Below are 23,991 nucleotides of genomic sequence, written 5' to 3' on the forward strand. Positions count from 1 at the left end.
ATTAAGGAAACTGTTCCAATATAACAACATTTAAGAAAATGTACATGATATCAAAGAAGGAATAAAGTAGGAGATAATTTATATAAGTTAGATATATGAGAAGTGTATACCCAAGTGACATAAGTCGTGAAAAATTCAAGATAATTTTACCAGATCTAGAATCTTGTAGAAAAAAACAAAGCCAAGAAGACTTGATTTGTATGATGTATTTTGTGGAGTGCTGTACGTCCTAAAAAGCTGTTGCCAGTGGAGCACAAGAGTTTCCAAAATGGAGAAGTTGTTACGACTACTTTAAAAAATGGAAAGATAAAGAAAGTATTTCGGAGAGTGTTTTAAAAAAATTAGTTAGAAAGAACAATTGTAGGAAAGAGAAAACCAGTTTCTGTATAATTGATGCTCAAAGTGTTAAAAATACAGATACCGCTGAAAGTAAAGGCTGTGATGCAGGTAAAAAGATTTCAGGTATAAAGCGTCATATCGCAGTTGATACACAAGGTTTCCCACACGCAATTCATATAACAACGGCAGAAGCAGCTGATCGTAGCAGTGCTGTAAAAATGGTTAAAAATGCTAAAGCAAAACTCTCTGAAGTTAAAAATATACTAGTTGATGCTGGCTACACTGGAGAAAATTTTGCAACTCAAATAAAAGATACTATTGGTACAACTGTTGAGGTGAAGTAAATTGCACAGGTTTTTCGTATTGCCCAAAAGATGGGTTGTGGAACGCTCTTTTGCTTGGTTGGAAAAGTGTAGGCGTTTGTGGAAAAACTGCGAGCGAAAGCTCAACACTAGCTTACAAATGGTTGTTCTAGCTTTTGCTGTTTTACTCCTTAAAAGATTATGAACAGGTTCTAAGATCATCTTGTACTTCCATGTAGTAAAGATTAACTTTATACTCATTACATAATATCTTACCCTCAATATAAGGTCTGCCCCATATAGCATTTTGCAAGTTTAGAATTCCTACCGCTGAATCAGAACGGGAATTTTTAATATCTTCTACAGTGAATTCAATACGTGGTATATATTCATAAAATTTCTCACTCTCTTTATCTAGAAGCTTATTCAACCATGAACTTTGCGGAGCACTCGATTCTTTCTGTGCATATTCCTTGCAGCCTCTCCGTAAAGACTTTACGTTAAACCCTTCATCACTTGTAATAAGACCTTTGCCTTTTAATTCATTCAAACCTTGAGCAACTGAATCAAAAAAACAATCCCCTTCACCCACAGCAGCTCCGATCTTAAAGCCCACAGGCAATTTCTTTCTTAATGCATCTAAAAGTTGATTGAGCTTTTCTTTTTTCTCTTTATCATCCTTTACATTTTTTATCTTACTAAAAATGGGAATAGAGTATCTAGTAACAAAACTTGACTTTTCTAGAGTGCTCTCACTATCTGGATTCAAGTGTTTATTATATAATTTACTGGATTCTTTACTCTGTGCGAACATATCAACTCACTATGTTAAACTATCCGCATGGTAGCCGAAAAAATCAATAAAGTAAAGTTATCCTTTTATGACTAATACCATTATTTCAATAGTTATACACTTTGATACTTTCTATCATTAAATTAACAATATGGTCACTCTCGTTTAATTTAAAATAATAACCGTGAGAAGAAGTTTTCTTGGGATGGATTGGACTATTAAATATAGTACACAAACTTTTCTTTATATCAATCTACTTTTTGGTTTGACACACTTTTTTGAACATTACCTTAGATTATGTTCATTTTACCTCACTTTTACTTGCTCTATCTTTCTTTATATAAACATTTCTCCTCCTTCGCAGCAAGTCTAATACTGAAGGGAAAATTAGGCATTATATCGTTTATCGTAAAAACTCATATTTTACACAATCACAGCGAGGAACTTGAACAGATAATTTCGTTATACTTAATATGGAAACAAAGCAACCCAACCCTTTTCATAATCTTCTATCTATCGTTTCTTAAACCACTCTCCTGAACGGACAATGGCATCAATTTAAGGAAAAATATCAGTGATTGTATAGCTGCGATAAAGTTGATAAGCCTAAACGCCATCATGTCTTTAGGAGAGTTTGTTAATGAAGGCTCTTAAGTTGACGCTATTGCCTGAACGGATACCAAATTAATCGCCTACCTCCAGATCATTCGCGTTATTTGTCATAACACTGTCATTAAAAGCGTCAGTACTAATAAAATTATATTTATCATAAAGAGAGGTAACTACACTGCTTTGAGTTAACCTAATATCCTCTTTTACTCATTGATTTCCACGCCCACGGCCTCTGGGAACATTAGTAACTCCTGGAGATTCCAACTCACTTCTAGGCCTCATACCACGCCCACGACCTCTGGGAACACTACTAATCCCTGGAGATACTAACTCATTTCTAGGTCTCGCACCATCGTTACTACCCATTGCAGATTCTAAAGTCCGCTGATCTTCTCCTTGTTGTTCTACTGTATCGGGATGTATCATATGAATAGAACTATGAACTACCTCAACAGAAGTAAACTCATTCTTGCTTGGTAATACCAACTCTCATTATTAATGAACCAAATAAGAAGCATTGCAGAGTTGTTTAACCGTGGAAGGGGAAAGAGAGGTAATAAATTTACACAAAGCGCTCTCAAGCAGAACAATTATATTGCTGAAGAAAAAGGTTATGATGCCGGCAAGAAAATTTCAGGAATAAAGCGTCATATTGCAGTAGATACGCAAGGTTTGCCACATGCAATTTATATTACTACAGCTAATATCGGAGATCGTACTGCTGCTGTAGAGATGATTTGTAACGCAAGAAAAAATCTTTCCGAAGTTCAAAATATACTAGTTGATGCAGGTTATACAGGAGAAAATTTTGCAACTCAAATAAAAACGACTATTGGTGCAACCGTTGAAGTAATAAAACGAAGTGAATTACATACCTTTGTTGTATTGCCAAAAAGGTGGGTTGTAGAGCGTTCTTTTGCTTGGCTGGAAAAGTGTAGACGGTTATGGAAAAATTGCGAGCGTAAACTCAATACTAGACTACAAATGGTCGTTCTAGCTTTTACTGCCTTGCTCCTCAAAAGATTATGAACAGGCTCTTACTCCAGTATGGCTTTTTTTCCATTATTGTCTATTCGTTGCTTGTATAGCGGGAATTGGTATTACTATTTTCATCTTTAGCTGTAGTAGTTTCGGCTGTTACAACAGTGGGGTTCAGCTTTCTTCATCACTTCTTTTTCCACTTCTCCAGCAACTATTGTTCGATTTACTGATTCACAATTCTTTCCCCTTAAATGATTGTTGCACACATAATATCGATACCTTTTATTCTCTTTTTTTGAGTATGTCAGAGTCATGTTTACATCACAGCCCTTGCACTTAATTATTCCCTTTAGCAACGCTTCCTCGTATTTCGCCTTTCTATATGGCTGATTCTTTATCAATTCCTGTGCTTTTTGCCATTTTTCCTCTTCTATTATCGCCTCATGCTTTCCCTCATACTCTTTCTCATAATGTCTTATCTTTCCCATATATATTGGATTTGTTATTATTCTCCTCACCGTTGCCTTTTTAAAGATGTCAGACCTTGTTCGGTATCCTTCTCTGTTTAACTCCCTTGCCAATTCTGCCATTGACTTCAGCTCCAAATATCTTTTAAATATATGCTTCACTATCTTTGCTTCTTTCTCATTTATTATTAATTCTTTATCTTTTACATCATACCCTAGCGGCAAAGTTCCTCCCATCCACAATCCTTGCTCTTTTGATGTTGCTATTTTGTTTTTTACTCTTTCTACGATCATTTCTCTTTCTAGTTGCGCTGCTCCTGATAACACCGTTTGCACGAACTTTCCCATTGGCGTATTATTGTCAAATATCTGTGTTACTGCTACAAAATTTACTCGGTGCCTTCTAAAAAATGATGTTACCTCTATGCTGTCTTTTGTTTCCCTTGATAACCTGTCTAGCGTATATACTACCACACAATCCACTTCTCCTGCCTTTACATCTTCAAACAACTCCTTTATTGCTGGTCTTTCTAAATTCTTTCCTGAGAAACCTCCATCGTCGTACCTTTCGGCCAATGCTACCCAGCCTTCTTTGCTCTTTATATATTTTTCACATGCTACTCGCTGCGCATCAAGACTGTTAAACTTTTGTTCTAGACCGTCTTCATTTGACTTTCTCGTATATATTCCACATCTTATCCTTTACACATTTTCCCTTCTCTTTTGATCACGCAAACCAAATAGGAGCGGCCCATTGTAACTCATTCCCATTATTTTTCCGGCTACTGCTGACAATGACGTGAAAAATTCTTCTCTGTAGATTAAACCCTTATCTGTTACCATTACTGCATGCGTCTCTTCCCCTCTCTCTCTAGTATTAATTCTGTCCCTTCTACTGGTAATTTATCGCTACTTATTCTTTTTCCCTCCTCTAGTCGATCTGCCAGATGCTCTAGTCTTTTTGTCCCCTTTCTTGACATTTCTCCATACGCTTTTTCCTGTATTCTATAAGCTAATCTTGGTATCAGATATTTCTTTGAGTATCTAGGTGCTTCTTCCTCATATACCTTCTTCCATATTTTTCTCAGTTCTGCCAACGCTTTTTTCTCTAAATTCATTACTTTCTTTTCTGTTTCTTCCTCCATATTTTTAGCCTCTCATAAATAGCTTTTCAATCCTGTCTGTTTCTTTCTTTAATACCTCGGTTATCTCTTTACTATTTTTCGCATAATCCATTGCTATCATTCCGAACTTATCTTCTTGCTCTATTTCTGCTCCTGCTTCCACTAACTCTTTTACTATTTCTACTTTCCCCACCATACATGCAAGGTGCAATGGAGTGCATTTATTTTCATATTCTTTCGCATTTACATTCCCTCCTGATTTTATTAATTCTCTCACGGTTTCTAGATATTTCTCCGTTACCGCTAAGTGCAGTGCTGTGTATCCTTCTACATCTGCTGCATTCACATTCGCTCCTTTTTCGATTAATAACCTCACTGTTTTTGCGTCTACTGCATAATGTAGAACTGTTCTTCCATTCTCGTCTCTTTCATAAATATTTTTACTTGAGTTCTCTAATAGTGACTCCTCTTTTTCTTTTTTACTCATAATCTACCTCACCTTTTCTTTAAATTTTAACCCCTCTTTTAGGCCTTCTTTCTCACCACCTCATCTATCATTTCGTTCACTTGGCTCATTATCTTGCTTGCTAAATTTTGACATTCTTTCTTTATTAGCGATTTGTCTCTCTTCCTTATTTCTCCTATCTCTATTATTTTTAGCTCCGGCATGTAGCTCCCATTCAACATGTCTGCTATTTCTCCCACTAGCCCCTCTATTCCATAGCACGTCAGTTCTCTACTTTTTGTTATTCCTCCTTGTTCTCTCAGAAACTTACTCGCCTTTTCATTCTCTTCGCTATTCCATGAACAATACTTTTCACTTTCCCAGATGTAATACATTGGTGTTGCGCCATATTTATTCAGTTGATTAACCTCAGCCCCTGCCTTTACCAGCTCTTTTATTATTTCAACTCCTGCTCCTCCCATTTTACACGCAGAGTGCAATGGCGTACATCCGGTGATGTATTGAGTGGCATTTACTTCTGCTCCTTCCCTTAGCAGCACTTTTACATTTTCTAAGCTTTTTGCAAATACTGCACAGTGTAGTGGTGTATAACCATTTTTATCTCTTGCATTTACCTCTGCCCCTTTTTTTATTAATAATCTCACTGTTTTGTAATCAGAGATTTCTACTGCTTGGTGTAATATCGTCTCTCCTTCTTCATTTCTTTTATTAATGTTTTTAAACCCGTTACTTGATACTTCTTTAAAAAACTTACTCTTGCTAAAACTCATTTCATACCTCACAAAATTAGCTTTTCTAGCGCCAGATAAATTTCTTATATTTACCTGCTGCTATTCAAGTCATGTCCTTTTTAGCATGAGAAAGCAAGTCTTTTTCTTTTTATTTCATACACTTTTACCTATTATTAATATAATATATGAGGATCTAAATATAAGTATTTAACTTATTAGAGATATTACTTGACTATTTTTCCAACTTCTGTGCAAATGTCTATGTTCGTGCCACTTCAGTACTCCTGGGTAAAATACTAAAATGTAATTTTCTAATTCGTGTATCGAATCTTCTTTTCCTGAACTTCTATCATTTTCGCAACTAACGTGATATTCCGTTAAATTAGCTTTCGCAACCTTTTGATCAGTAAGATTCTTTGCTTCATATTCATAGCTGATATTAAATCTTTCCAAAATTGGTTTGTATTCCAAGTTCCATAGCTGATCAGAAAGTTTATCATTACCAAGGAAAAGTGTGCCTCCTATCTCTTCTTGATAACAAAGAGGAAAACAGCTATTTATTTCTCCTAATTTCCAGCTATCTGACAGTACAATCTGTGCTTTGGCAAACTTTATTGGTGGTAGTAAACTCTGCGAAATAGAATATAGTGCTTTGACATTATACCACAGGTGACTTCGTTCATATATTCCACTGTAGTTTTTGGTATGTGGCTCTGTTTCTTCAAGTATTGCAACATCTAGGCGATATAAATCATTGCTAAAACTTCTCTCATAATGATTTCGAAATGTACTAAAATTGAAAGTTGCATTTGCTATTTTTAGTTTAAATGAATTTTTCCGACCAAAAGACAACATTGGCCCTTCTTTTTCAACTTTCACCCCTGAATAGTCTGATAGAAGATCTCCGAAAAAACTTTCGTCTAATATGAATCTTTGAGCATTGTAATAGTCATTAAAAATTCTCATTAGTCGCGATCTTGCTGGTAATGACAGCTTTGCCAATTCTACAACTGCATCTACAAAAAAGTCATTTGGCACATCCTTTATTCCAATTTGCAGCTCAAAAAAATGTTTTCCAGGCGGTTCTTCAATAATTGTAATCTCATCTATATTTGCCCATTTTAGAGCTATTTTTAATGATGTTAGCGTTCCTCTAACTCTTTGAAATTTTACTCCTTCTGTTACAGCCTTTTTCTTATCCTTCACCCAGAATAAAATTTCTTCTAATCCATATTCTTCTATTATCCATGGTAATGTTTCTTCTTTCAGGTTGAACTTAAACCCTCTTATACAGCTCGAATCTACTTTATAATCTATTGCTTCAACTATTCTACGTTCTTGTTTTGTGGCATTAGGTGGTAGAAGCATTAGTTTTTACCTATAAATTCAATATTCAAAGTTTTCAATATAGGACATTCATTTCCTCTAATTACAACATCCTCTTTTGGCTCGATTAATTCTACGTTTTCTACTCCTTCCACAAACAAATTCGCTATTATCCAAGATTTTGTAACATTCCATCCCAATCTTTTGCTTGCTTCAAACTTCTTGATGAACTGCTTCTTGATTTCTTCCTCTGATATTACAGGACTTACGCTCACTCTGCTGTGAATATCTATTTCCGTAATATTGCAACCTATCACTGTTACTGTATCGGTTAAAACCCTTATATCATCTCTAGTAACCTGCTTTTTTACAATTTCTAGTAGCTCTTCTGACACTATGCCAGTTGTTGTTGATAAGATTGAAATTTGTACTTTCCCTGGTATAGGTGATTCTACTAATGCATCTTTTACTCTACTATCTGCTGACAGTGCATGATATTTATAATATTCCTTACTTCCTCCTGTTGACCAACCTGCTATTTTTGCTTTTATTCTTTTTCTAAAATGTTCATCATCTTCTTCATTTTGCCTCTCTACTCCATAAAATTCAGCTAAAGAGTCAAGATCTTCTCCTGTTGCAAATTTAAGTAAATTACCCTTTACAGCTTCGTTTATCCTTTGTCTGAGTAAAAGTTCTCGCCATGCTGCTACCTCCAGAATCTTTATTGCTGGATCGGATTCTACTAACGCTGAAAAGGTTTCATCTCTACGCACTAACTCCTCCTTCATTCTGGAAAAGATTTCCTCATAGCTTAGTTTTTCAATAATATTAGATGTCTGCATTTCTAAACAACTACTCCACTAATACCTATGAATTTGCCTTCTGAAAGATACATACCTTCAAGTACAAGAGTCATTTTTCCTTCTTTAGCTTCAGCAATCTTTACTTTTTCTAACTTAAATCTCTTCTCAAATTTCCCCAGTGCTTCTGCAGTTGCTGCATAGATTTCCAAAGTTAAATCTCTATTTATTGGCTTATCCACCAATTCAAATAATCTTGAGCCATAATCTCTCCTCATTATTCTACTGTTTACTGGAGTGGTCAGTATATCAATTATTGATTGCTTTAGATGCTCTATGCCTTCTAATATTTTTCCTGTTTTAGCATCCATACCCTTCATTTCTATTTTGCAAATACGCTTTCACTGCCTTTTATTACTTTAAATCCACAAGAGACAAGATCACCAACTCTTCCTATACTATAGCCATTTGCAAACACTGTTTTTGATCCTTCAGTTAATACTCTACCTTCTGTAAAATTATCTCCTTTTCGGCAAACTGGCTTACCATTTACAAAAACATTGTTACTGCCACTAACACAAAAATGTAGTGTTGCTTCTGCACAATGATCTCCTACTCGCACAACCGATTTATTCATTTAATTAAGGTTTATTTTATCTGCCTTCAATTTTATTCCACTTTTTGTCATTTCTATTCTCGATCCCCCAGCTTTCAGTGTTATTTTGTCTACTACTTCAATCTCTAAATGATGCTTACCTTTATCATATGTAAACTTCGTCCCATCTTGAAATTTTATACTATTTATTTCTTTTTTATTCTCTGGTGCAGGGTATTTTTCCTGATATATTCCTGCTAACACCACTCCTAATGATAGTTCACCAAGAGGAGAAAATACCATAACCTGTCCATCAATATCTGGCGGAGACCAATCTCTATCTTTTCCTGCTTTACTCGTTATCCACGGCAACCAATCTGTTAAAAATTCTCCTATTTTAACTCTTACTTTTGCTTTTTCATAATCTATTTCTTTTACCACTCCTATACGAATAACGTTTGCTAGCTTCCTATTCAGCTCTGAAATCGCAAAACTATGATCCAACATATACGTTACCTATCTCTATAATATGCGGCTTAATTCCAGTTTCTGACCACACTGATTTACCAATATGTATCTCATGAACCCATTCAACCATCCACACTAAATATGCATCGAGCTCTGGTCTAAAGTCATCTCCTCCTCCTGATATAAATTCTCCTGGTGAAACATTTTTCATATTCCAAGTATTTTTATTTACTACTCTTGCAACTTCTGTGGCTAATGATCTCACAATTATTGAGGCATTCTCTACCGTGCTATCAATTACTATTCGTGCTTCAAATCTTGCTTTCAGCGCTAATTCTTCTGTTCCAGGATCATCTCCTTTTTCAAGACTGCTAAGTTCTACAAACACCGCTGGCGCTACTAATTCTTTTCTTATTGATGGATAAATTTCACAGGTTTGTATAATGGATATTTCTCTCTTCAGCGTAGTGCAGATTGCATTATGCAAATCCTTCCAATTCATTATACTCTGTAGCTCAATTCACGTTCAAAAAATTTTGTAAAGACTTCCTCAACCTCATAATTAACAAGATCTCTTATTACTTTTGATGCTTCTGGTTCCAATGGTAATTTAACCTCTTTTATTGGTAGTGCTGCCCTTCCTTCACGTTTAAACATACCGCTATTTCCTTTTGGCATAACTGCTGCAAATCCTCCTATAAACTCATGCTTTCCTACTTTCGATCCTCTTCTTGTTTTTTGCATTTTGCCAATTGTCGATGCTCTAATGTCATAGAGATTTGCTCTAATTAACACGTCTAATCTGCTAATTTTCGCCTTAAAAATCCTTAATCTCTTTCTTATCAAACTTAATTTTATTCTCTTTTCCTCACTGATTTCCTTAGCTGCTTTTGATTTTAGCCATATTGCTGTTTTGTTTAATGCACTCACTGTCGCTTTTTCCACTTTTTTCCTTTCAGCATCTATACTTTGTATAATACTACCGGTGTTAATACGCATTTATACTCCTGACGCTCGAATTTTCCATACCATTCCTGAATTATCTTGCAGCGGTGGAGAATATACTTTATATTTACGGTCACCTATAACAAAAATATCTCCTACAATTGGCTGCAGTACATCAAACGCACTTACTTCTAACGCTAAAGTTTCTTCCACAAATTGTCCTTCACCAATCTCGTATAATTTATCTGGCTGTTGCTTTAATACTTGTACCATGTATGACTTATCCTTTGATTTATACAAAGCCACTTCTCCTAAATGGGAAAAACAATCTTCCAATAATCGCTTAATATTCTCTTGCATATTTCTTTTTGATATACTAACCTTTATATGCTAAGAAAGCGCATACCGGTAGAGTCGTTCTGTGCCTCACCACCTTGTAGTTACTCTACCAGTATTGTTATGCTGCAACAATTTTTGCTAGTATTCCTGGTCTGTGGCACATTGGTAATGGATTTGACTGCGTATGTAAATCAGTTCCTCTATCAAATCTTCTTGGCTCTTGTTTTGCATAAAGTGGCTGTCCTAGTGTGTTTACCGTCTCATTAAAATCTGCTGGCGCAAAATATGTTGTAAATGTGCTTGCTGTTCCTAGTGGAAAACAGTGCCCTGTATCTTTCTCAATGAATCTTCTCACGGTTCCTTCAGGATCAGTTGCTTGTCCTCTATATTCCTCAAATGTTATTCCACAAAACGTAAATCCTGACCTCATATCATTTCGAAGTGCTGCACCTTCTTGCCATCAACTATGTTTTTTAAAATTTTTTGAATTTAGTCTCATTTGTTGATAATTTTGTATTTTTATTCAATTGAAAAATGTATTTTGGCAACAAAAACCCTAGTTTATACAGAAAGAAATTTATATCAAACAGCAAGCACTGCTTAGATTTTATGGTTAACGAATATGTGCTTTAAATGTGTGTAGACGCACATATTCGTTAACCTATTTTCTATACAGATTTTTTTATTTCATATTAATTGCTTCTTTAAGTCTTGCATTGGCAATTACTATGATTTTTCGCATTAGAGCTGTTATAGCTACCATCTTCTTTTTACCTCTACCAATAAGATCAGAATAAAAAGCACCAAGTGCAGATTTAGATCTTGCAGCAGCCATAGCAGCTGTGAAAAGCTTTGCACGAACATTGCTTCTACCACCTGTTATCCTTCGGTAACCAATAGTTTTACCGCTTTCTTTTGGATGTGGAGCAACTCCAGCAAGACTTGCAACTTCTTTTTTGTTTAGGTGGCCAAGTTCTGGCATTAGACACACAAAAACTTGTGATAACTTGAGACCTATTCCTGGCACTGTTCTCAAGATCTTTTGACGCTTTTGTAACTCTGGATTTTTATCAATAATTCTTTGTATGGCATCGTTGAACTCATTTATCTGACTGGTAAAAAAGTCTATTGTTTTTTGGCAACTTTCCTTTATATAGTCGTTTTCAGGTGCTGCAAGCCTACATTTCTCTTGAGTTCTCATTTGTGTAATGTCATCACGACGTTGACAGAGTGCAACTAAGGCGGTTTGTTCTTTTGACATAGGCACAAATAGAGATAGAGCACTATAGCGTTCAAAACCATATTGAGCAAGGGCTCTTGCATCTGATTGATCTGTCTTTGCTAAAGTTCCATGTGATATGATAAAACTTTTTACTTTACGAGTATTAGCTCGATGTACAGCAACATTCTTATCAACAAGAAAATGTGCTAAGCCAAGCTCATATTTTCCAGTGTTTTCTAAAGTTACTAGAGAATTAGGTAGGATATCTGAAAATTTTTGAAACAACTGTTGCCAACCAGTAGCATCATTGTCAAACTTGATAGCGCTCCTTTGGTTATAAGCTGCAGCAACATTTTTAAATTTTCCGATATCAATGCCAATGAAATTTTGATAAGATGTAATCATAATAAATGGGAACGTTCAAAAAAGTGTGTCAAACCGAAAAAAAAGTAATAAATTGATATAAAAAATGGAGGTTTGATATGAGTCAAGCAAATAGAACTACTGGTTTGGTAGATTATAAAGAATTAGAAACAAATATCCTGTCATCTATACGAGAAGGAAGACCATTGACAGGAAGAGATGGAGCATTAACACCGTTTATAAAAAGGTTGCTAGAGGCAAGTCTGGAAGGTGAAATAGAAAGCCACATGTCAGCTAAAAGTGAAGAAAATAACCGAAGAAATGGGAGAAATGCAAAAACTTTACGCACGAGTGCAGGTTCATTTGAGCTGCTAACACCAAGAGATAGGGAGGGAAACTTTGAACCGCAAATAGTCAAAAAAAGGCAAACGAGCCTACATCCAGAACTTGAAGCAAAGGTCTTAAGTACATACGCCAGTGGCATGGGATACAGAGACATAGCTTCACACGTTGAGGAAATATATGACCATAAAATATCAGCAGCAGAGATATCCAGTATTACTGATAAATTGCTACCAATAATCAATGAATGGCGCAGCCGTCCACTGCAATCAGTGTATCCAATAGTGTTCATGGATGGCATGTTTTTTAAGGTCAAGGAGGACGGACATTGCGTAAGTAAATGCATGTATAATATATTGGGTATAAATCAAAATGGCAGAAAAGAAGTATTAGGTTTTTATTTGGCTGAAAGTGAGGGAGCTAACTTCTGGTTGGGAGTTCTAAATGACCTCAAAGAAAGAGGAGTAGAAGATATTTTAATTGCCTGCATTGATGGACTAAAAAGCTTTCCTACAGCTATAAATAGTGTATTTCCTAAAGCAGAAGTACAGCTATGTATAGTGCATCAGATAAGGAATTCACTGAAATATGTATCTAGCAAAGATGTAAAAGTTTTCATGAATGATTTGAAAAAAATATATCGTGCTTCAAGTAAAGAAATCGCTGAGAATTATTTGCTTGAGCTGGAAGAAAAATGGAGTGAAAAATATCCCTTAGTTACAAAATCGTGGCAAAACAATTGGGAAAATTTATCTAGTTATTTTAAGTATTCTGGGCCAGTTAGGAAGATGATTTACACCACCAATCCAATTGAGGGGTTGCATAGACAGATCAGAAAATTTACTAAAACTAAAGGTTCATTTACCAGTACAAATGCCTTGTACAAACAGGTATATTGTGCTATAAAAAAGGTAGAGCAAAAGTGGATTACTGCTTTGCCTAACTGGGCTTTAACTATGTCTCAACTTGATATCTTTTTTCCTGGCAGGTTAAAAATTGAGTTGAATTGAAAATGCGGTTTGACACACTTTTTTGAACGTTCCCTAATAAATAACCTCGATAGTTTAATTAATTTAAGATTGTAAACGGGTGCATACATATGTCCCATGCAACTATTCAAACGTATCGAGAGATGGGGCTAGTTTACCTTGATGGCTACGGTTGTAATACCAACTTTCATTCGGTCGCACACGCCCGTGATAGCCCTATTCCTATAGTGAGTAGGGTTATCTTTCCCTCTTATCTCTTTTATATCACATTTTTAACTTACAATCTTCATAGCTGTTTACTTCTTGGTATGTTAAACCTATTTGACTTGCTAATCCTATTTGAGTATGCCCTCGCATTAACCTACAATTTTCTATTCTTTGCCCTATTCCGTAACTAACATTGCTTGCAGAAACAAACATTTATCCTCCATTTAAGAAAAAAACTTTATTGCTATAATTTTTTTACGAGCTATCCATCTAAAACCATATCAATAGATAAACCTACCGCTTGCAAAATAGTATCAATAGAAATTCCCCCTTTTACTAGATCCTTTGCAACTTTAATCCTTTCTATCTCTCTCACTTTCTCCTCACAAATACGTATCCCTTCAAACAAAGATTTTATTAGTGCATGACGTAGTTCTTGGCTCTCAATTTCTTTGTATTCTTTAATCAAATTCGGTAGCTCATTTTCCACTTTACTACCTTCATCTTCCTCTGTTAGTAGATCTGTAATACTAATCGATAATGTTTCTGCTATCTCATATAATTTTCCCAGTGGAGTAGCTACGCGTCCTTGTTCATAGTTGCTTATTTCGTCACGTGTTGTACTCATTTTCTCCGCTAAATCCTTTTGAGTATACTCTCTCACTAGTCTCCATTCCTTTATCTTTTTGCCTATTTGGTAGTAGATAGAACCAACTTTTTCTTCAACACATTCATCAGCAGACAGACCAATTATTTTTGCAACAATATCAACAGAAACTCCTGCTTTAACCAGACTCTTTGCAATTTTTATTTTTTCCGATTTTCTACTACTTTTCTCACTAACTTGGACAAATTTGGTTAGCAAACAAAACATCTTACGTAACTCCTGATCATTAATCTTTTTATATTCTCTTACTAGATTTAATATTTCTCCTTCATCTTCAAGACAGCTTTTTGATACAGGAATAAGATCCGTAATACTGATTGATAGTGCCTCAGTTATAGCATACAACCTTTCAATTGGAACTCTACGATTCCCTTTCTCATATTGCAATATCACCCAGTATTTTACACCAATTTTCTCTGCTAAATCTTTCTGAGTGTACCCTCGCTCTAACCTCCAGCTTTTTAATTTTTCTCCCACTTTATAATCTAGACTTTTTTCCACAAAAAGAACCTTGCATATAATATTTTCTACTATAGCTCAAAGGCTCCAGTAAACTCTGGAACCTTAAAATAAATGAATTAAAGTGCCCTACAAGTTTCTTTACTATTTTCACGTACTTTGTCTGCCCATGAAAACAATTTTTCACTTACTTCCTTCTGCTTTTCACTCCATATGCCACATCTAGTGAAATTACCTCTTTCTACCACTTCCTTAAGCTTCACTCCTCCAAAAAGGCAGTTTTTTCCTATTTCTTCGCCTCTTTTTTCTAATTCAGCCCACATTTCCTTATTTTCTACTCTCACTTGCACCTGATCTGCCTCTTGGTACAATACAATATTTAGCTTACCAATGCTCGTAGGAAACTCTAACATGACAGAGCTGCCATTTGACATATCAGTATAGTTTCTTATACCTCCCTTCTCACTTTTAACCTCAACTGCATCATTGCCAATTTTTAAAATATTACTTCCTAACTCTCTCAGTATTTTGGCAACCTCTACTTTACTGTCCTCAGAAAATTCTATATATAATGTTGCATTGTCTATCTCGATATCTATTAATTCTCCTTCTTGCACAGCACTTTCGCCAGCCTTCTCTAGTTCTTCTAGTCTCTTATCTATCTGTGGCTGAACTTCTGGCTGTAGCTCATTATAGATTTCACCTATCAGTTTATTCTGTAGTAGAGTATCATGAAACTCTGCACCGCTTAGCATTAATTTACGTATTAGCTTTTTTCGATCACCTTTTTCTAATCTGTGAAAATGTGTACCTAATACTACATATTCTGCAAAACTCCATTCCCCATCATTACATGCATTTAGCCTTGCTCCAGAAGCTAGTACTTTGTCTATAACTTTGTGCAATTCATTTACGTTTTTTGCCTCTACTATAGAACTCTTAAACCAGCTCAGCTTCTCTGTATTTGGCTTTATTTTTTGCAAAGCTGAGGCAAATGGATTTTTATCTTCTTGATCACTTACAGGTTTTGTGCCATATATATAATCAAGTCCTTTTCCATAGTTGATTTTGTTTTCGCGAACGTTTCTGCTAGGGAAAGGCATTGTATCTTCCAGTTTTATCTCCTTCTGGCTATTAATTTTACTCACAAATTTAGACTGCTCTATATCAACGCTTTCAAGAGCACCAAATATTTTCTTGTGATTAACATTAGTCTTTTTATTCTGATCTTTACTAGTCATATAAACCTCATATTAAAAATACTTTTTAAGTGTACAATAAACTTTGTTATTATACATTGTATTACTCATTATAAATTATAGTGAGTAGATTTGCAAATACTTTCTGCTATAACAATCCGTTTTCTCGAAAGCTGAAATAGCCCCCACTTGTGATGATAATATGATCAAATAATCTAACGCTTACAGTACTACATGCTGCTGCTAGGCTCTTTGTTACTGCTTGATCTTCTTCTGATGGTTCTAAATTCCCTCCAGGATGGTTGTGTGACATTATTACTAATGTTGCATTCTTTATTAATGCTTTTCTTATAATTTCCTTTATGTATACTGGTGCTTTTTCCATTTCACCAATATAGGATTCTTCTCCAATTAGTTGACGCCTTTTATTCAAGTACAGTATTTTTACACATTCCCTTTCTGAGTGGCCTATACTTACGTTTAAGTACTCTACTAGCCCTTGTAAGTCCATTATTGGCTCACTCTTGAGCTTTTCTCTCAGCACCCTTTCTAGTGTTTCCTTAACACATAATCATTGCTACTGCAGAATCAGTTACTCCTTCTATAACTTTCAGGTCATCCATTTCTCTACCTAAAATCCTTCCTACTCCTGCATAAGTATTCACCAAATTTTTAGCAATTTCTTGAGCTTGTGGCCTTTCATGCACTGCACTTAAAAACGTTTCCATTATTTCACGATCAAGTAGTGCTTTACCTTTGCTTTCTAATATTCTGAATTCTATTTCTTCTTTACTTTTATTCATATAATTTACCCTTCACTAACAACAAACTTTTTTTAAATATTTACTGCTGTTTTTTTATCAGCATTGGCATAAAGCCATAGATTTCGAGTGGAGTCAAATCAATTTCTCAATCTTTTTTACTTATTTTTTCATCAAGAAGTGAAGATATTAATATATGATGATTTTTTATTTTAAACTTGTTGAATTTCGTCTAAAGAGAGGCCTATCGTTTGCAAAATAATGTTGATTGGAATTCCTCCTTTCACTAAATCCTTTGCAATTTTCATTTTTTCTGCTCTTTTCACTTTCTCTTCGCAAATTTGTATGCTTTCAAACAGAGATTTTATTAGCGCATAGCGTAATTCTTTACTCCCAATTTTTTTGTATTCTTTTATTAAATCAGGTAGCTCATCTTCTACTATCTCATCTTCCTCTATGAGCAGATCTGTAATGCTAATTGATAATGTTTCTGCTATTGCATATAATTTTTCCAGTGGAATGGCCACACGTCCTTGCTCATAGTTGCTTATTTCGTCACGTGTTGTATCCATTTTCTCAGCCAAATCCTTTTGAGTATACTCTCTCACTAGTCTCCATTCTTTTATCTTCTTTCCTATTTGGCAGTAAATAGAACCTCCTTTTTCTTCAACACATTCATCAGCAGAGAGACCAATTGTTTTTGCAACAATATCAACAGAAACTCCTCCTTTAACCAGACCCTTTGCAATTTTTATTTTCTCTGCTTTTTTACTACTTTTCTCACTAATTTGAACAAACTTGGTTAGTAAACAAAATATCTTACGTAACTCTTGATCATTAATCTTTTTATATTCTCTTACTAAATTTAATATTTCTTCCCCCTCATCTTCAAGACAGATTTTTTCATTTGATACAGGAATAAGATCCTTAATATTAATTGATAATATCTCTGCCATAGCGTATAACTTCTCAATCGAAATTTTACGTGTTCCTTTTTCATATTGTAGTACTATTTGATACGTTACGCCGATTTTTCCCGCTAAATCTTTTTGAGTATAGCCTCGCTTTAACCTCCAGCTCCTTACTTTTTGTGCTATCTGATACCTTATAGAGATATTTGCCATAAATATTATACAGTTTAATACTACCAAATAAAGATATACAAAAGGGATGCTTCTTTCTATGTTTGAATTTTAGTTGAATATTTCTTCACAATTGTGTATAATTATCAATGCTTTTTAGGTTAATTCGTCATGGCTCTTTCGAAGTTTCTCGATCCCAAGAATGATATATCATTTAAGCGCATCTTTGGTACTGAAAAAAATAAAGATATTCTTATTCACTTCCTTAATGATATTCTCGGCTTTTCCGGAAAAAATGCAATACAGGATATAGAGTTTTTAAGTACTATTCAAGACCCTGATATTGCTTCTAAAAAACAAAGCATTGTTGATGTTCTTTGTAGAGATGAAAATGGGCTGCAAGTGATAGTTGAAATGCAGGTCGCTAAAACTAAAGGCTTTGAAAAACGTGCCCAATACTATGCCGCTAAAGCTTATTCAAGACAAGTTGATAAAGGCGATCAATACCATGACCTTAAGGAAATTATTTTTATTGCTATAGCAGATTGTATACTGTTTCCTGATAAATCCGAGTACAAATCAAAGCATACTATTCGAGATGAAGATACTAATGAACATGATCTAAAAGATTTTTACTTTATATTTATTGAGTTGCCTAAATTTCCAAAAACCAAAGAAGATCAGCTTTCAAGTATAGTTGAAAAATGGGTCTACTTCTTTAGATATGCAGACGAAACTAGTGAAGAAGAGCTAGAGAGAATAATAGGAAGTGATCTAATAATTAAAAGAGCATATGAAGAACTAAATAGATTCAACTGGTCAGAAAAAGAATTTATAGCCTATGAACAAGAGATCAAGCGTATTCGTGATGAACAGGCTGTCCTTGCTCAAAAACTCGATGATGCTACTCACAAAGGTAGACAAGAAGGCATACAAATCGGCCATGAACAAGGTAAAATTGAAGGTAAAATTGAAGGTAAAATTGAAGTTGCCAAAAACTCACTCAAGGCCGGTGTCTCTATAGATGTTATAACTCAAATTACCGGTCTCTCTCATTCTGAAATTTTGCAACTTAAGAAAAAAACATAATCCCTACTTATTCACTTAAACATTTATGAAAACCTTCTCTAAGTTAGAAATATCCCCTAATTAAGAATCTAGTGAACTGTCTAAAATGGCTATAAAGATTGCACATAGAATTATATAAACTACTATCATAACGTTACCCAAACTTCTATACCAAAGCTACGTGCTGTAAATTCAATATGGAAGACACATTAACCACTTAGCATTTAATGTCTACTTCATCCATTTTAGTATTAGAACCATCAAACTTGATACTGGGACCTACCACCCCCACTTTAAATTCTATTGTAAACTTTCCACTATTTGGCATATTATATCTTTCATATTCTCATTTACCTACTCAAATTATTTTCAAGCTTGGTTACTCTCACACCAGAAAGACAAGTTGATACTTTATCCTTTTGTAGGACATTTGTACAAAAGCGCTTCTTGGACTTTTCTAAAACTTTATCTAACCCAACATTACCACTAAATTCAACTCCTCTTTCCAAGCTTGCTATTATTTCTGGATACGCATCTTTAAGTTCAACACGTATTCTAGCTTGTTCTTTTGATTCTAGGTTTCTTATTTTATCTTCTACAAATGAATTAAATTTTTTAAGAGCAAATTCAACTGCAACTCTGCTGCTTGGCACAACTTCTACTCCTTTACTCATTAAACCTTGATAGCGTCTACTTGGAGTATTATCTAACGCATCGGCAACACAACTCGCAAGAGCAATATTTTCATTATTTAGGAATTTATTCCAACCAACAGATGCTGTACTTTGTGGTATGTTTTTATTATCACTTTTTACATTATTCTTGTCTGCAACGTTGTATTGAGAGGGTAATGCAGGAATTATAGAGAAAGTGCTGGCTGCTAATTTTTTCGCCCAAGAAATACAATTATTTATCCATGAAGATGGTCTTGTACCACTACTTGCTGCTACCTCAGGTTGATTATTTGAATTTATAGCAAGAGGTTTACGTGATAAGTAACCATGATGATGACGGCGTCTGCGTTGTAAAGGTTTTTCCTTATTACCTTTAGTATTAGCTACTTGATTCACAAACTCCCCAACTCCAGTTTGATTAGAGCCATCTAGCAAGTGATCACCTAACCTTCCTGGTAACACTGAGAGCTGAGAGTCTGACTTGTTTCTAGCCCTTATAGCTTCTAGGGAATCAGAACCTGCTTTACCATCTAATTCTTGTATATCACGTTTCTTGTGAATAGACCCACAATTTTCAATCTTCCAAGTACCTTGTCTAATATACTCTCCTGGAATCCAAGTAAATACTCTTCGCCTATTATCATCATATTTAGCATAATCAGCAGCATACAAATACTCTTTAGATTTCACATTCATTATATAAATATCATCACCATAAGGTTCAACTCTCCACAGACTTTGTTCATCTTTTCCTCCTGGAACCCAAGTAAATACCCTTCGCCTATCTTTATCATAATTTAAATCATCACTAGCAGCATATAAATATTCATTAAATTCAACATTCATTATAGAATAACTATCACCATAAGGCTCTATCTTCCATTTTAATTCGCCATCCTTTTTATCCCCTGGAATCCAAGTAAACACTCTTCTTCTCTTGTCATCATAATTAAAATCACTACTAGCAGCATATAAATACTCATTTTGATAAAGATTTTTAATACATACTTTTGATGAAAACACTGCATTTTTTATTGATTCCGGTAATTTATTTTTTAATTCTTCAAAGTGAGATATTTGTTCTTTATTATTTATCTTCTCCATAACTTCCTTTATACAATAGGCTAACTTCAGTATTGGACCATCATTAAAGTCACTTGCTTCAATAGTAGCACCTCTATTTAGTAGAAAGTCAATTATATCCGACTTATTATATTGAGCAGCTACGCACAGAGGTACTTGACCATTTTTGTCTTTCGCTTTAGTATCAGCTCCTTTCTCAATGAGAAACTCAGTAGCTCCTAAACATCCTCTCCGTGCAGCATAGTGTAGTGATGTCCAACCATCTTTATCAGCATTATCAACGCTTACTCCTTTGCTTAGGAAAAGCTCTATAATATTTTTATTATTGTTCTCACTAGCAACATGAATAGGTTTTTTACCAGAGTTGTCTGCAGTATTAATATTGGCTCCTTTCTCAATGAGAAACGTAGCACTATCTAATTCACTAAACTCAGCAGCATAGTGTAAAGGGGTCGAACCATTTTTATCAGTTTCATCAACGCTTACTCCCTGGTTCAGAAGAAACTCTGTAATATTCACGTGATTATTCATAACAGCAAAGTGAATAGGAGTCCTGCCAAGTATATCTTTAGCATTGATATTAGCTCCCTTTTCTAATAAAAACTTTACAATCTCTAAATGTCCTCCCCGTGCAGCCCAGTGTAGTAGTGTGCAGCCATATTTATCAGTAACATTAACACCACCCTCGTTCTCAACAATAAACTTGACTGTACCTAAGTTACCGATCCAAGCAAAATAGTATGCACCATGCTCATCCTTGCTCACCCCCTGAGCAATAAGACTTTTTATCCTCTCAAGATCACTACTTTGTACAGTTATTAATAATTCTTTATCTAAGTGTGCCTGCCTCAAAATCTTGATTATACTTGAGTCTGCAACATCTAGAGGAGTTCTATCATTACTATCTTCAGCATCGATATCAGCGCCTTTACTTATCAGATACTTCACTGCATTCAAGCGACCAAATCTTGAAACATAATGTAGACAAGTAGCACCATCATTATCCCTAACATTAATATCAACTCCTTCTTTTATAAGATACCCTGCTATATCTAAACGATTATTAATAAAAGCAAAATGTAACAGCGTCAAACCATCCTCACTTTGAATATCTAAACTAGCACCTTGATTTACAAGGTCTTGAACTTTACTAAGATCACCACTTTGTACTACAACCAATAGCTCCTTACATAATTCCAATTGTTTTTTACTTAAATATCCTATAACACTGATATGGTTCCTATCAATAGCAACGTCTAGTGGTGTTTTTCCATACTTATCCTTGATGTTTATATTTGCCTTTTTATCACGTACAAAATATTCTACTAAACCTAAGTAACCGTTCCAAGAGGCAAAATATAGAGGTGTTCTACCATTTTTATCAGCATCATTGATACTTGCCCCTTTTCTGAGAAGAACTTCTATGATATCTTTATTGTTTCTCTTTGCAGCACAATGTATAGGTTTCTCACCAAAAATGTTCTCAGCACTAATATTTGCACCTTTTTCTATCAAGAACCTTACAACCTCTAAATGACCTTTCAATGCAGATCCATGCATAGGTGTCCAACCATCTTCATTAGAAGCATTGACATCAACACCTTTCTCAACAAGATACTGAGCTATAGTCAAATACCCTTTCAATGCAGCGTTATGAAAAGGGGTATTACCATCTTTATCTTCAGCATCAACGCTAGCCCCTTGATTAACAAGATTTTTCACTTCACTAAGATTTCCAATCTTTGTAGCACTCAACAATTCTTTATCTAGTTCTGCTTTTCTTGAAGATCTTGTCGTATCTGAGTTGAGATCAGTATGTGAACTAGAGATATCCCTTCTTTTCACAGCATGCCCACAATCTTCAATATTCCATTTAAATTGATCACTCTTTGAATTCTTTGGAATCCAAGTAAATACTCTCCTCCTCTCGTCATCATAATTAAAATGATCAACAGCAGCATATAAATATTCGTTAAGTTCAACATTCATTATATAACAGCTGCTACCAATAGGTTCTATCTTCCATGTATCTCGTCCAACTCTGCCCCCCGGAATCCAAGTAAACACTTTCCTCCTCTCGTTATCATAATTAAAATAATCAACAGCACCGTATAAATATTCATTAAATTCAACATTCATTATAGAATAATCATCACCATCAAGTTTAATTTCCCATCTAAATTTATCATCCTTTTCATCTTTTGGAATCCAAGTAAATACTCTCCTTCTATCATCATCATAACTCAAATAATTACTAGCAGCATATAAATATTCATTATGATCAATATTTTTAATGCATACTTTTGACGCAAATACTATATTCTTTACTGACTCTGGTAATTTACTTTTTAGCCTTTTAAGATCAGATCTTTTTTCTGAATCGAGACTAGAATATTTATCAAAACTCGTTGCCTCTTTAATAGAGTAAGCTAACTTAAATATTGCACTATTATTTAAATCACCATTCCTTTGCATTGCATCAAACACAGCTACATAACCTGATATACTCTGATCAACATTATTATGACTGCGTACATAACTTAATATTTCTTTCGTATCTACTCTCCCATACACCTCATTTATAACTCCTTTAATTATATCATCAAACAGCTTTCCATCTGATTTATAAATTTCATTAGCAAGTTCATTAACTGAACTATACCTATTACGCAACATGCCATCCTTTAGCTTCTCTTTTGTTACACTTCTTATTGAATATCTTAACTCCTCTACAAAAAACTCTGCCCATCTTCTTACGTTAGATGAAGTATCTGCTTGATTTATAATTTCCTTTTTTGCACTTTTAACTATCCCCATCATCTTATATGGGTCGTTACTTTTAGCTTCAATACTAGCATTCTTATCAAGGAAGAATTTGACAATATCTAAGCTACCATTGCAAGCAGCTATACGAAGAGATGTTCTACCATTTTTATCTTTAGCTCCAATGTCAGCACCTCTCTCAACAAGAAACTTAGCTATATTCAAATTGCCTTGCTGAGCAGCCCAGTGCAGAGGGTTACAACCATAGATGTCTTTATCTTTAACACTAAAGTGCTTTCTCTCAAAAAGAATTTCTACTATGTCTAATCTACCTTCTTGAATAGCCACATATAAAGGTGTTAATTCATGCTTACTTTCAGTATTAATACTTTCAATTTTTCTAATTAAACCTTTAGCTTCATTAATATTGTTTTGCACTATAGCATCAAACATGTGCTCCTTTAATAAAGTTACTTTCTCCTTATTAAAGTCCTCTATAACATCTTTCGAATTACAAGCAGAAAATATGCATTTCGCATTAGCAACTGTTGTATCATTAAAAGCAAACATCATCTCCCTTCCTGGTTGATAGGTATTCCAATTTTCTACTTTTACAAGAGTATTATTTTTATGTGATAGTAATAGATTATCATTGATAACTTTCATATTGAAATCTAATATAGACTTATCTTTTAAATCAACTAAACCAACATCATGGTTATTAACAGGTTGATTATGATAAATCTGTAACCCTTGTTCTTCTGGACGATAGTATCTGAAAGAGTTAGGGTTCATTTCTACATGATCAAGCCTTAAGTTTGTAC

At 34.6% G+C, this 23,991-nt stretch carries 20 protein-coding genes and 7 pseudogenes; 5 read left to right on the plus strand and 22 right to left on the minus strand.

Translation table 11 applies throughout. From position 1 onward, the window contains the following. The first annotated feature begins 95 nt into the window (after positions 1 to 95). Positions 96 to 846, plus strand: a pseudogene (locus ABWU62_RS05655) (IS5 family transposase). On the opposite strand, the gene ABWU62_RS05660 reads toward ABWU62_RS05655, so the two are convergent. Further along, positions 841 to 1,410, minus strand: a complete 570-nt coding sequence (locus ABWU62_RS05660; protein WP_353287793.1) for a hypothetical protein — start codon at positions 1,408 to 1,410, stop codon at positions 841 to 843. The pseudogene ABWU62_RS05655 and the gene ABWU62_RS05660 sit on opposite strands and share 6 nt — an antisense overlap. Positions 1,411 to 1,811: 401 nt before the next feature. Between ABWU62_RS05660 and ABWU62_RS05665 the strand changes: the two are divergent. Next, positions 1,812 to 1,961 (plus strand): annotated as a pseudogene (locus tag ABWU62_RS05665) (IS66 family transposase); the annotation flags it as partial. 292 nt (positions 1,962 to 2,253) lie between these two features. On the opposite strand, the gene ABWU62_RS05670 reads toward ABWU62_RS05665, so the two are convergent. After that, entirely contained in the window at positions 2,254 to 2,532 is a 279-nt protein-coding gene (locus ABWU62_RS05670; RefSeq protein WP_353287794.1) for a hypothetical protein, read from the minus strand. Positions 2,533 to 2,628: 96 nt separating this feature from the next. Between ABWU62_RS05670 and ABWU62_RS05675 the strand changes: the two are divergent. After that, positions 2,629 to 3,075, plus strand: a pseudogene (locus ABWU62_RS05675) (IS5 family transposase); the annotation flags it as partial. Between the two features lie 122 nt (positions 3,076 to 3,197). Here the strand turns inward: ABWU62_RS05675 and ABWU62_RS05680 are convergent. The 14 genes and pseudogenes from ABWU62_RS05680 to ABWU62_RS05745 form a co-directional block, all read right to left on the minus strand. Then, positions 3,198 to 4,193, minus strand: a pseudogene (locus ABWU62_RS05680) (recombinase family protein); the annotation flags it as partial. A 3-nt stretch (positions 4,194 to 4,196) separates the two neighbouring features. Then, positions 4,197 to 4,639: pseudogene (locus tag ABWU62_RS05685) on the minus strand (DUF2924 domain-containing protein). Positions 4,640 to 4,643: 4 nt separating this feature from the next. Then, on the minus strand, positions 4,644 to 5,105 hold the full coding sequence (locus ABWU62_RS05690; protein WP_265022317.1) for an ankyrin repeat domain-containing protein: 462 nt from the start codon (positions 5,103 to 5,105) through the stop codon (positions 4,644 to 4,646). A 38-nt stretch (positions 5,106 to 5,143) separates the two neighbouring features. Beyond that, positions 5,144 to 5,854, minus strand: a complete 711-nt coding sequence (locus ABWU62_RS05695) for an ankyrin repeat domain-containing protein (protein ID WP_353287682.1) — start codon at positions 5,852 to 5,854, stop codon at positions 5,144 to 5,146. 168 nt (positions 5,855 to 6,022) lie between these two features. Beyond that, the gene (locus ABWU62_RS05700) at positions 6,023 to 7,183 is read right to left on the minus strand and encodes a phage tail protein (RefSeq protein WP_353287795.1); all 1,161 of its coding nucleotides are present in this window, start codon (positions 7,181 to 7,183) and stop codon (positions 6,023 to 6,025) included. Next, entirely contained in the window at positions 7,183 to 7,983 is an 801-nt protein-coding gene (locus tag ABWU62_RS05705) for a baseplate J/gp47 family protein (RefSeq protein ID WP_353287796.1), read from the minus strand. Before ABWU62_RS05705 ends, ABWU62_RS05700 begins: the two co-directional genes overlap by 1 nt. A 2-nt stretch (positions 7,984 to 7,985) precedes the next feature. Continuing rightward, positions 7,986 to 8,321, minus strand: a complete 336-nt coding sequence (locus tag ABWU62_RS05710; RefSeq protein ID WP_172758849.1) for a GPW/gp25 family protein — start codon at positions 8,319 to 8,321, stop codon at positions 7,986 to 7,988. A 2-nt stretch (positions 8,322 to 8,323) separates the two neighbouring features. Then, a complete protein-coding gene (locus ABWU62_RS05715; protein WP_353287797.1) occupies positions 8,324 to 8,578 on the minus strand; it encodes a PAAR domain-containing protein in 255 nt (84 codons plus the stop codon). Continuing rightward, positions 8,579 to 9,043 (minus strand): phage baseplate assembly protein V, encoded by a 465-nt coding sequence (locus ABWU62_RS05720; protein ID WP_353287798.1) that lies wholly within the window; start codon positions 9,041 to 9,043, stop codon positions 8,579 to 8,581. Beyond that, complete coding sequence (locus ABWU62_RS05725) at positions 9,030 to 9,506, minus strand: hypothetical protein (RefSeq protein WP_353287799.1); 477 nt, start codon at positions 9,504 to 9,506, stop codon at positions 9,030 to 9,032. Before ABWU62_RS05725 ends, ABWU62_RS05720 begins: the two co-directional genes overlap by 14 nt. Beyond that, positions 9,506 to 10,003 carry a phage tail protein gene (locus ABWU62_RS05730; protein ID WP_353287609.1) on the minus strand — a complete coding sequence of 166 codons (498 nt, stop codon included), beginning with the start codon at positions 10,001 to 10,003 and terminating at the stop codon, positions 9,506 to 9,508. The genes ABWU62_RS05725 and ABWU62_RS05730 overlap by 1 nt, the downstream gene beginning before the upstream one ends. Further along, on the minus strand, positions 10,004 to 10,309 hold the full coding sequence (locus tag ABWU62_RS05735) for a hypothetical protein (RefSeq protein ID WP_353287608.1): 306 nt from the start codon (positions 10,307 to 10,309) through the stop codon (positions 10,004 to 10,006). A 97-nt stretch (positions 10,310 to 10,406) separates the two neighbouring features. Beyond that, positions 10,407 to 10,748: pseudogene (locus ABWU62_RS05740) on the minus strand (major capsid protein); the annotation flags it as partial. A 222-nt stretch (positions 10,749 to 10,970) separates the two neighbouring features. After that, positions 10,971 to 11,915, minus strand: coding sequence for an IS110 family transposase (locus ABWU62_RS05745; protein WP_265022222.1), 945 nt, complete (start codon positions 11,913 to 11,915; stop codon positions 10,971 to 10,973). Between the two features lie 77 nt (positions 11,916 to 11,992). On the opposite strand from ABWU62_RS05745, the gene ABWU62_RS05750 reads away from it, so the two are divergent. Further along, the gene (locus ABWU62_RS05750) at positions 11,993 to 13,225 is read left to right on the plus strand and encodes an IS256 family transposase (protein ID WP_353287800.1); all 1,233 of its coding nucleotides are present in this window, start codon (positions 11,993 to 11,995) and stop codon (positions 13,223 to 13,225) included. A gap of 243 nt (positions 13,226 to 13,468) precedes the next feature. Here ABWU62_RS05750 and ABWU62_RS05755 read toward each other — a convergent pair whose 3' ends face one another. The 5 genes and pseudogenes from ABWU62_RS05755 to ABWU62_RS05775 form a co-directional block, all read right to left on the minus strand. Further along, complete coding sequence (locus ABWU62_RS05755; RefSeq protein ID WP_237398570.1) at positions 13,469 to 13,624, minus strand: helix-turn-helix domain-containing protein; 156 nt, start codon at positions 13,622 to 13,624, stop codon at positions 13,469 to 13,471. A 49-nt stretch (positions 13,625 to 13,673) separates the two neighbouring features. Then, on the minus strand, positions 13,674 to 14,579 hold the full coding sequence (locus ABWU62_RS05760) for a helix-turn-helix domain-containing protein (protein ID WP_353287801.1): 906 nt from the start codon (positions 14,577 to 14,579) through the stop codon (positions 13,674 to 13,676). A gap of 77 nt (positions 14,580 to 14,656) precedes the next feature. Continuing rightward, positions 14,657 to 15,778, minus strand: coding sequence for a hypothetical protein (locus ABWU62_RS05765; RefSeq protein ID WP_353287802.1), 1,122 nt, complete (start codon positions 15,776 to 15,778; stop codon positions 14,657 to 14,659). Positions 15,779 to 15,884: 106 nt separating this feature from the next. Then, positions 15,885 to 16,539, minus strand: a pseudogene (locus ABWU62_RS05770) (JAB domain-containing protein). A gap of 170 nt (positions 16,540 to 16,709) precedes the next feature. After that, positions 16,710 to 17,621, minus strand: a complete 912-nt coding sequence (locus tag ABWU62_RS05775) for a helix-turn-helix domain-containing protein (RefSeq protein ID WP_353288178.1) — start codon at positions 17,619 to 17,621, stop codon at positions 16,710 to 16,712. A 129-nt stretch (positions 17,622 to 17,750) separates the two neighbouring features. Here ABWU62_RS05775 and ABWU62_RS05780 point away from each other — a divergent pair, with 129 nt between their 5' ends. Then, a complete protein-coding gene (locus ABWU62_RS05780; RefSeq protein ID WP_353287803.1) occupies positions 17,751 to 18,668 on the plus strand; it encodes an Rpn family recombination-promoting nuclease/putative transposase in 918 nt (305 codons plus the stop codon). A 329-nt stretch (positions 18,669 to 18,997) separates the two neighbouring features. Here the strand turns inward: ABWU62_RS05780 and ABWU62_RS05785 are convergent, their stop codons facing one another. Beyond that, positions 18,998 to 23,962, minus strand: a complete 4,965-nt coding sequence (locus ABWU62_RS05785; RefSeq protein WP_353287804.1) for an ankyrin repeat domain-containing protein — start codon at positions 23,960 to 23,962, stop codon at positions 18,998 to 19,000. Between the last annotated feature and the right edge of the window lie 29 nt (positions 23,963 to 23,991).

Source organism: Wolbachia endosymbiont (group B) of Gerris lacustris (genome assembly GCF_964028355.1).
GTDB lineage: Bacteria > Pseudomonadota > Alphaproteobacteria > Rickettsiales > Anaplasmataceae > Wolbachia.

Coding starts and splice junctions, on each gene's coding strand:
- ABWU62_RS05690 (WP_265022317.1), bottom strand. CDS start 5,105: ATGAGTAAAAAAGAAAAAGAGGAGTCACTATTAGAGAACTCAAGTAAA.
- ABWU62_RS05695 (WP_353287682.1), bottom strand. CDS start 5,854: ATGAGTTTTAGCAAGAGTAAGTTTTTTAAAGAAGTATCAAGTAACGGG.
- ABWU62_RS05700 (WP_353287795.1), bottom strand. CDS start 7,183: ATGCTTCTACCACCTAATGCCACAAAACAAGAACGTAGAATAGTTGAA.
- ABWU62_RS05705 (WP_353287796.1), bottom strand. CDS start 7,983: ATGCAGACATCTAATATTATTGAAAAACTAAGCTATGAGGAAATCTTT.
- ABWU62_RS05710 (WP_172758849.1), bottom strand. CDS start 8,321: ATGAAGGGTATGGATGCTAAAACAGGAAAAATATTAGAAGGCATAGAG.
- ABWU62_RS05715 (WP_353287797.1), bottom strand. CDS start 8,578: ATGAATAAATCGGTTGTGCGAGTAGGAGATCATTGTGCAGAAGCAACA.
- ABWU62_RS05720 (WP_353287798.1), bottom strand. CDS start 9,043: ATGTTGGATCATAGTTTTGCGATTTCAGAGCTGAATAGGAAGCTAGCA.
- ABWU62_RS05725 (WP_353287799.1), bottom strand. CDS start 9,506: ATGAATTGGAAGGATTTGCATAATGCAATCTGCACTACGCTGAAGAGA.
- ABWU62_RS05730 (WP_353287609.1), bottom strand. CDS start 10,003: ATGCGTATTAACACCGGTAGTATTATACAAAGTATAGATGCTGAAAGG.
- ABWU62_RS05735 (WP_353287608.1), bottom strand. CDS start 10,309: ATGCAAGAGAATATTAAGCGATTATTGGAAGATTGTTTTTCCCATTTA.
- ABWU62_RS05745 (WP_265022222.1), bottom strand. CDS start 11,915: ATGATTACATCTTATCAAAATTTCATTGGCATTGATATCGGAAAATTT.
- ABWU62_RS05750 (WP_353287800.1), top strand. CDS start 11,993: ATGAGTCAAGCAAATAGAACTACTGGTTTGGTAGATTATAAAGAATTA.
- ABWU62_RS05755 (WP_237398570.1), bottom strand. CDS start 13,624: ATGTTTGTTTCTGCAAGCAATGTTAGTTACGGAATAGGGCAAAGAATA.
- ABWU62_RS05765 (WP_353287802.1), bottom strand. CDS start 15,778: ATGACTAGTAAAGATCAGAATAAAAAGACTAATGTTAATCACAAGAAA.
- ABWU62_RS05775 (WP_353288178.1), bottom strand. CDS start 17,621: ATGGCAAATATCTCTATAAGGTATCAGATAGCACAAAAAGTAAGGAGC.
- ABWU62_RS05780 (WP_353287803.1), top strand. CDS start 17,751: ATGGCTCTTTCGAAGTTTCTCGATCCCAAGAATGATATATCATTTAAG.
- ABWU62_RS05785 (WP_353287804.1), bottom strand. CDS start 23,962: ATGAACCCTAACTCTTTCAGATACTATCGTCCAGAAGAACAAGGGTTA.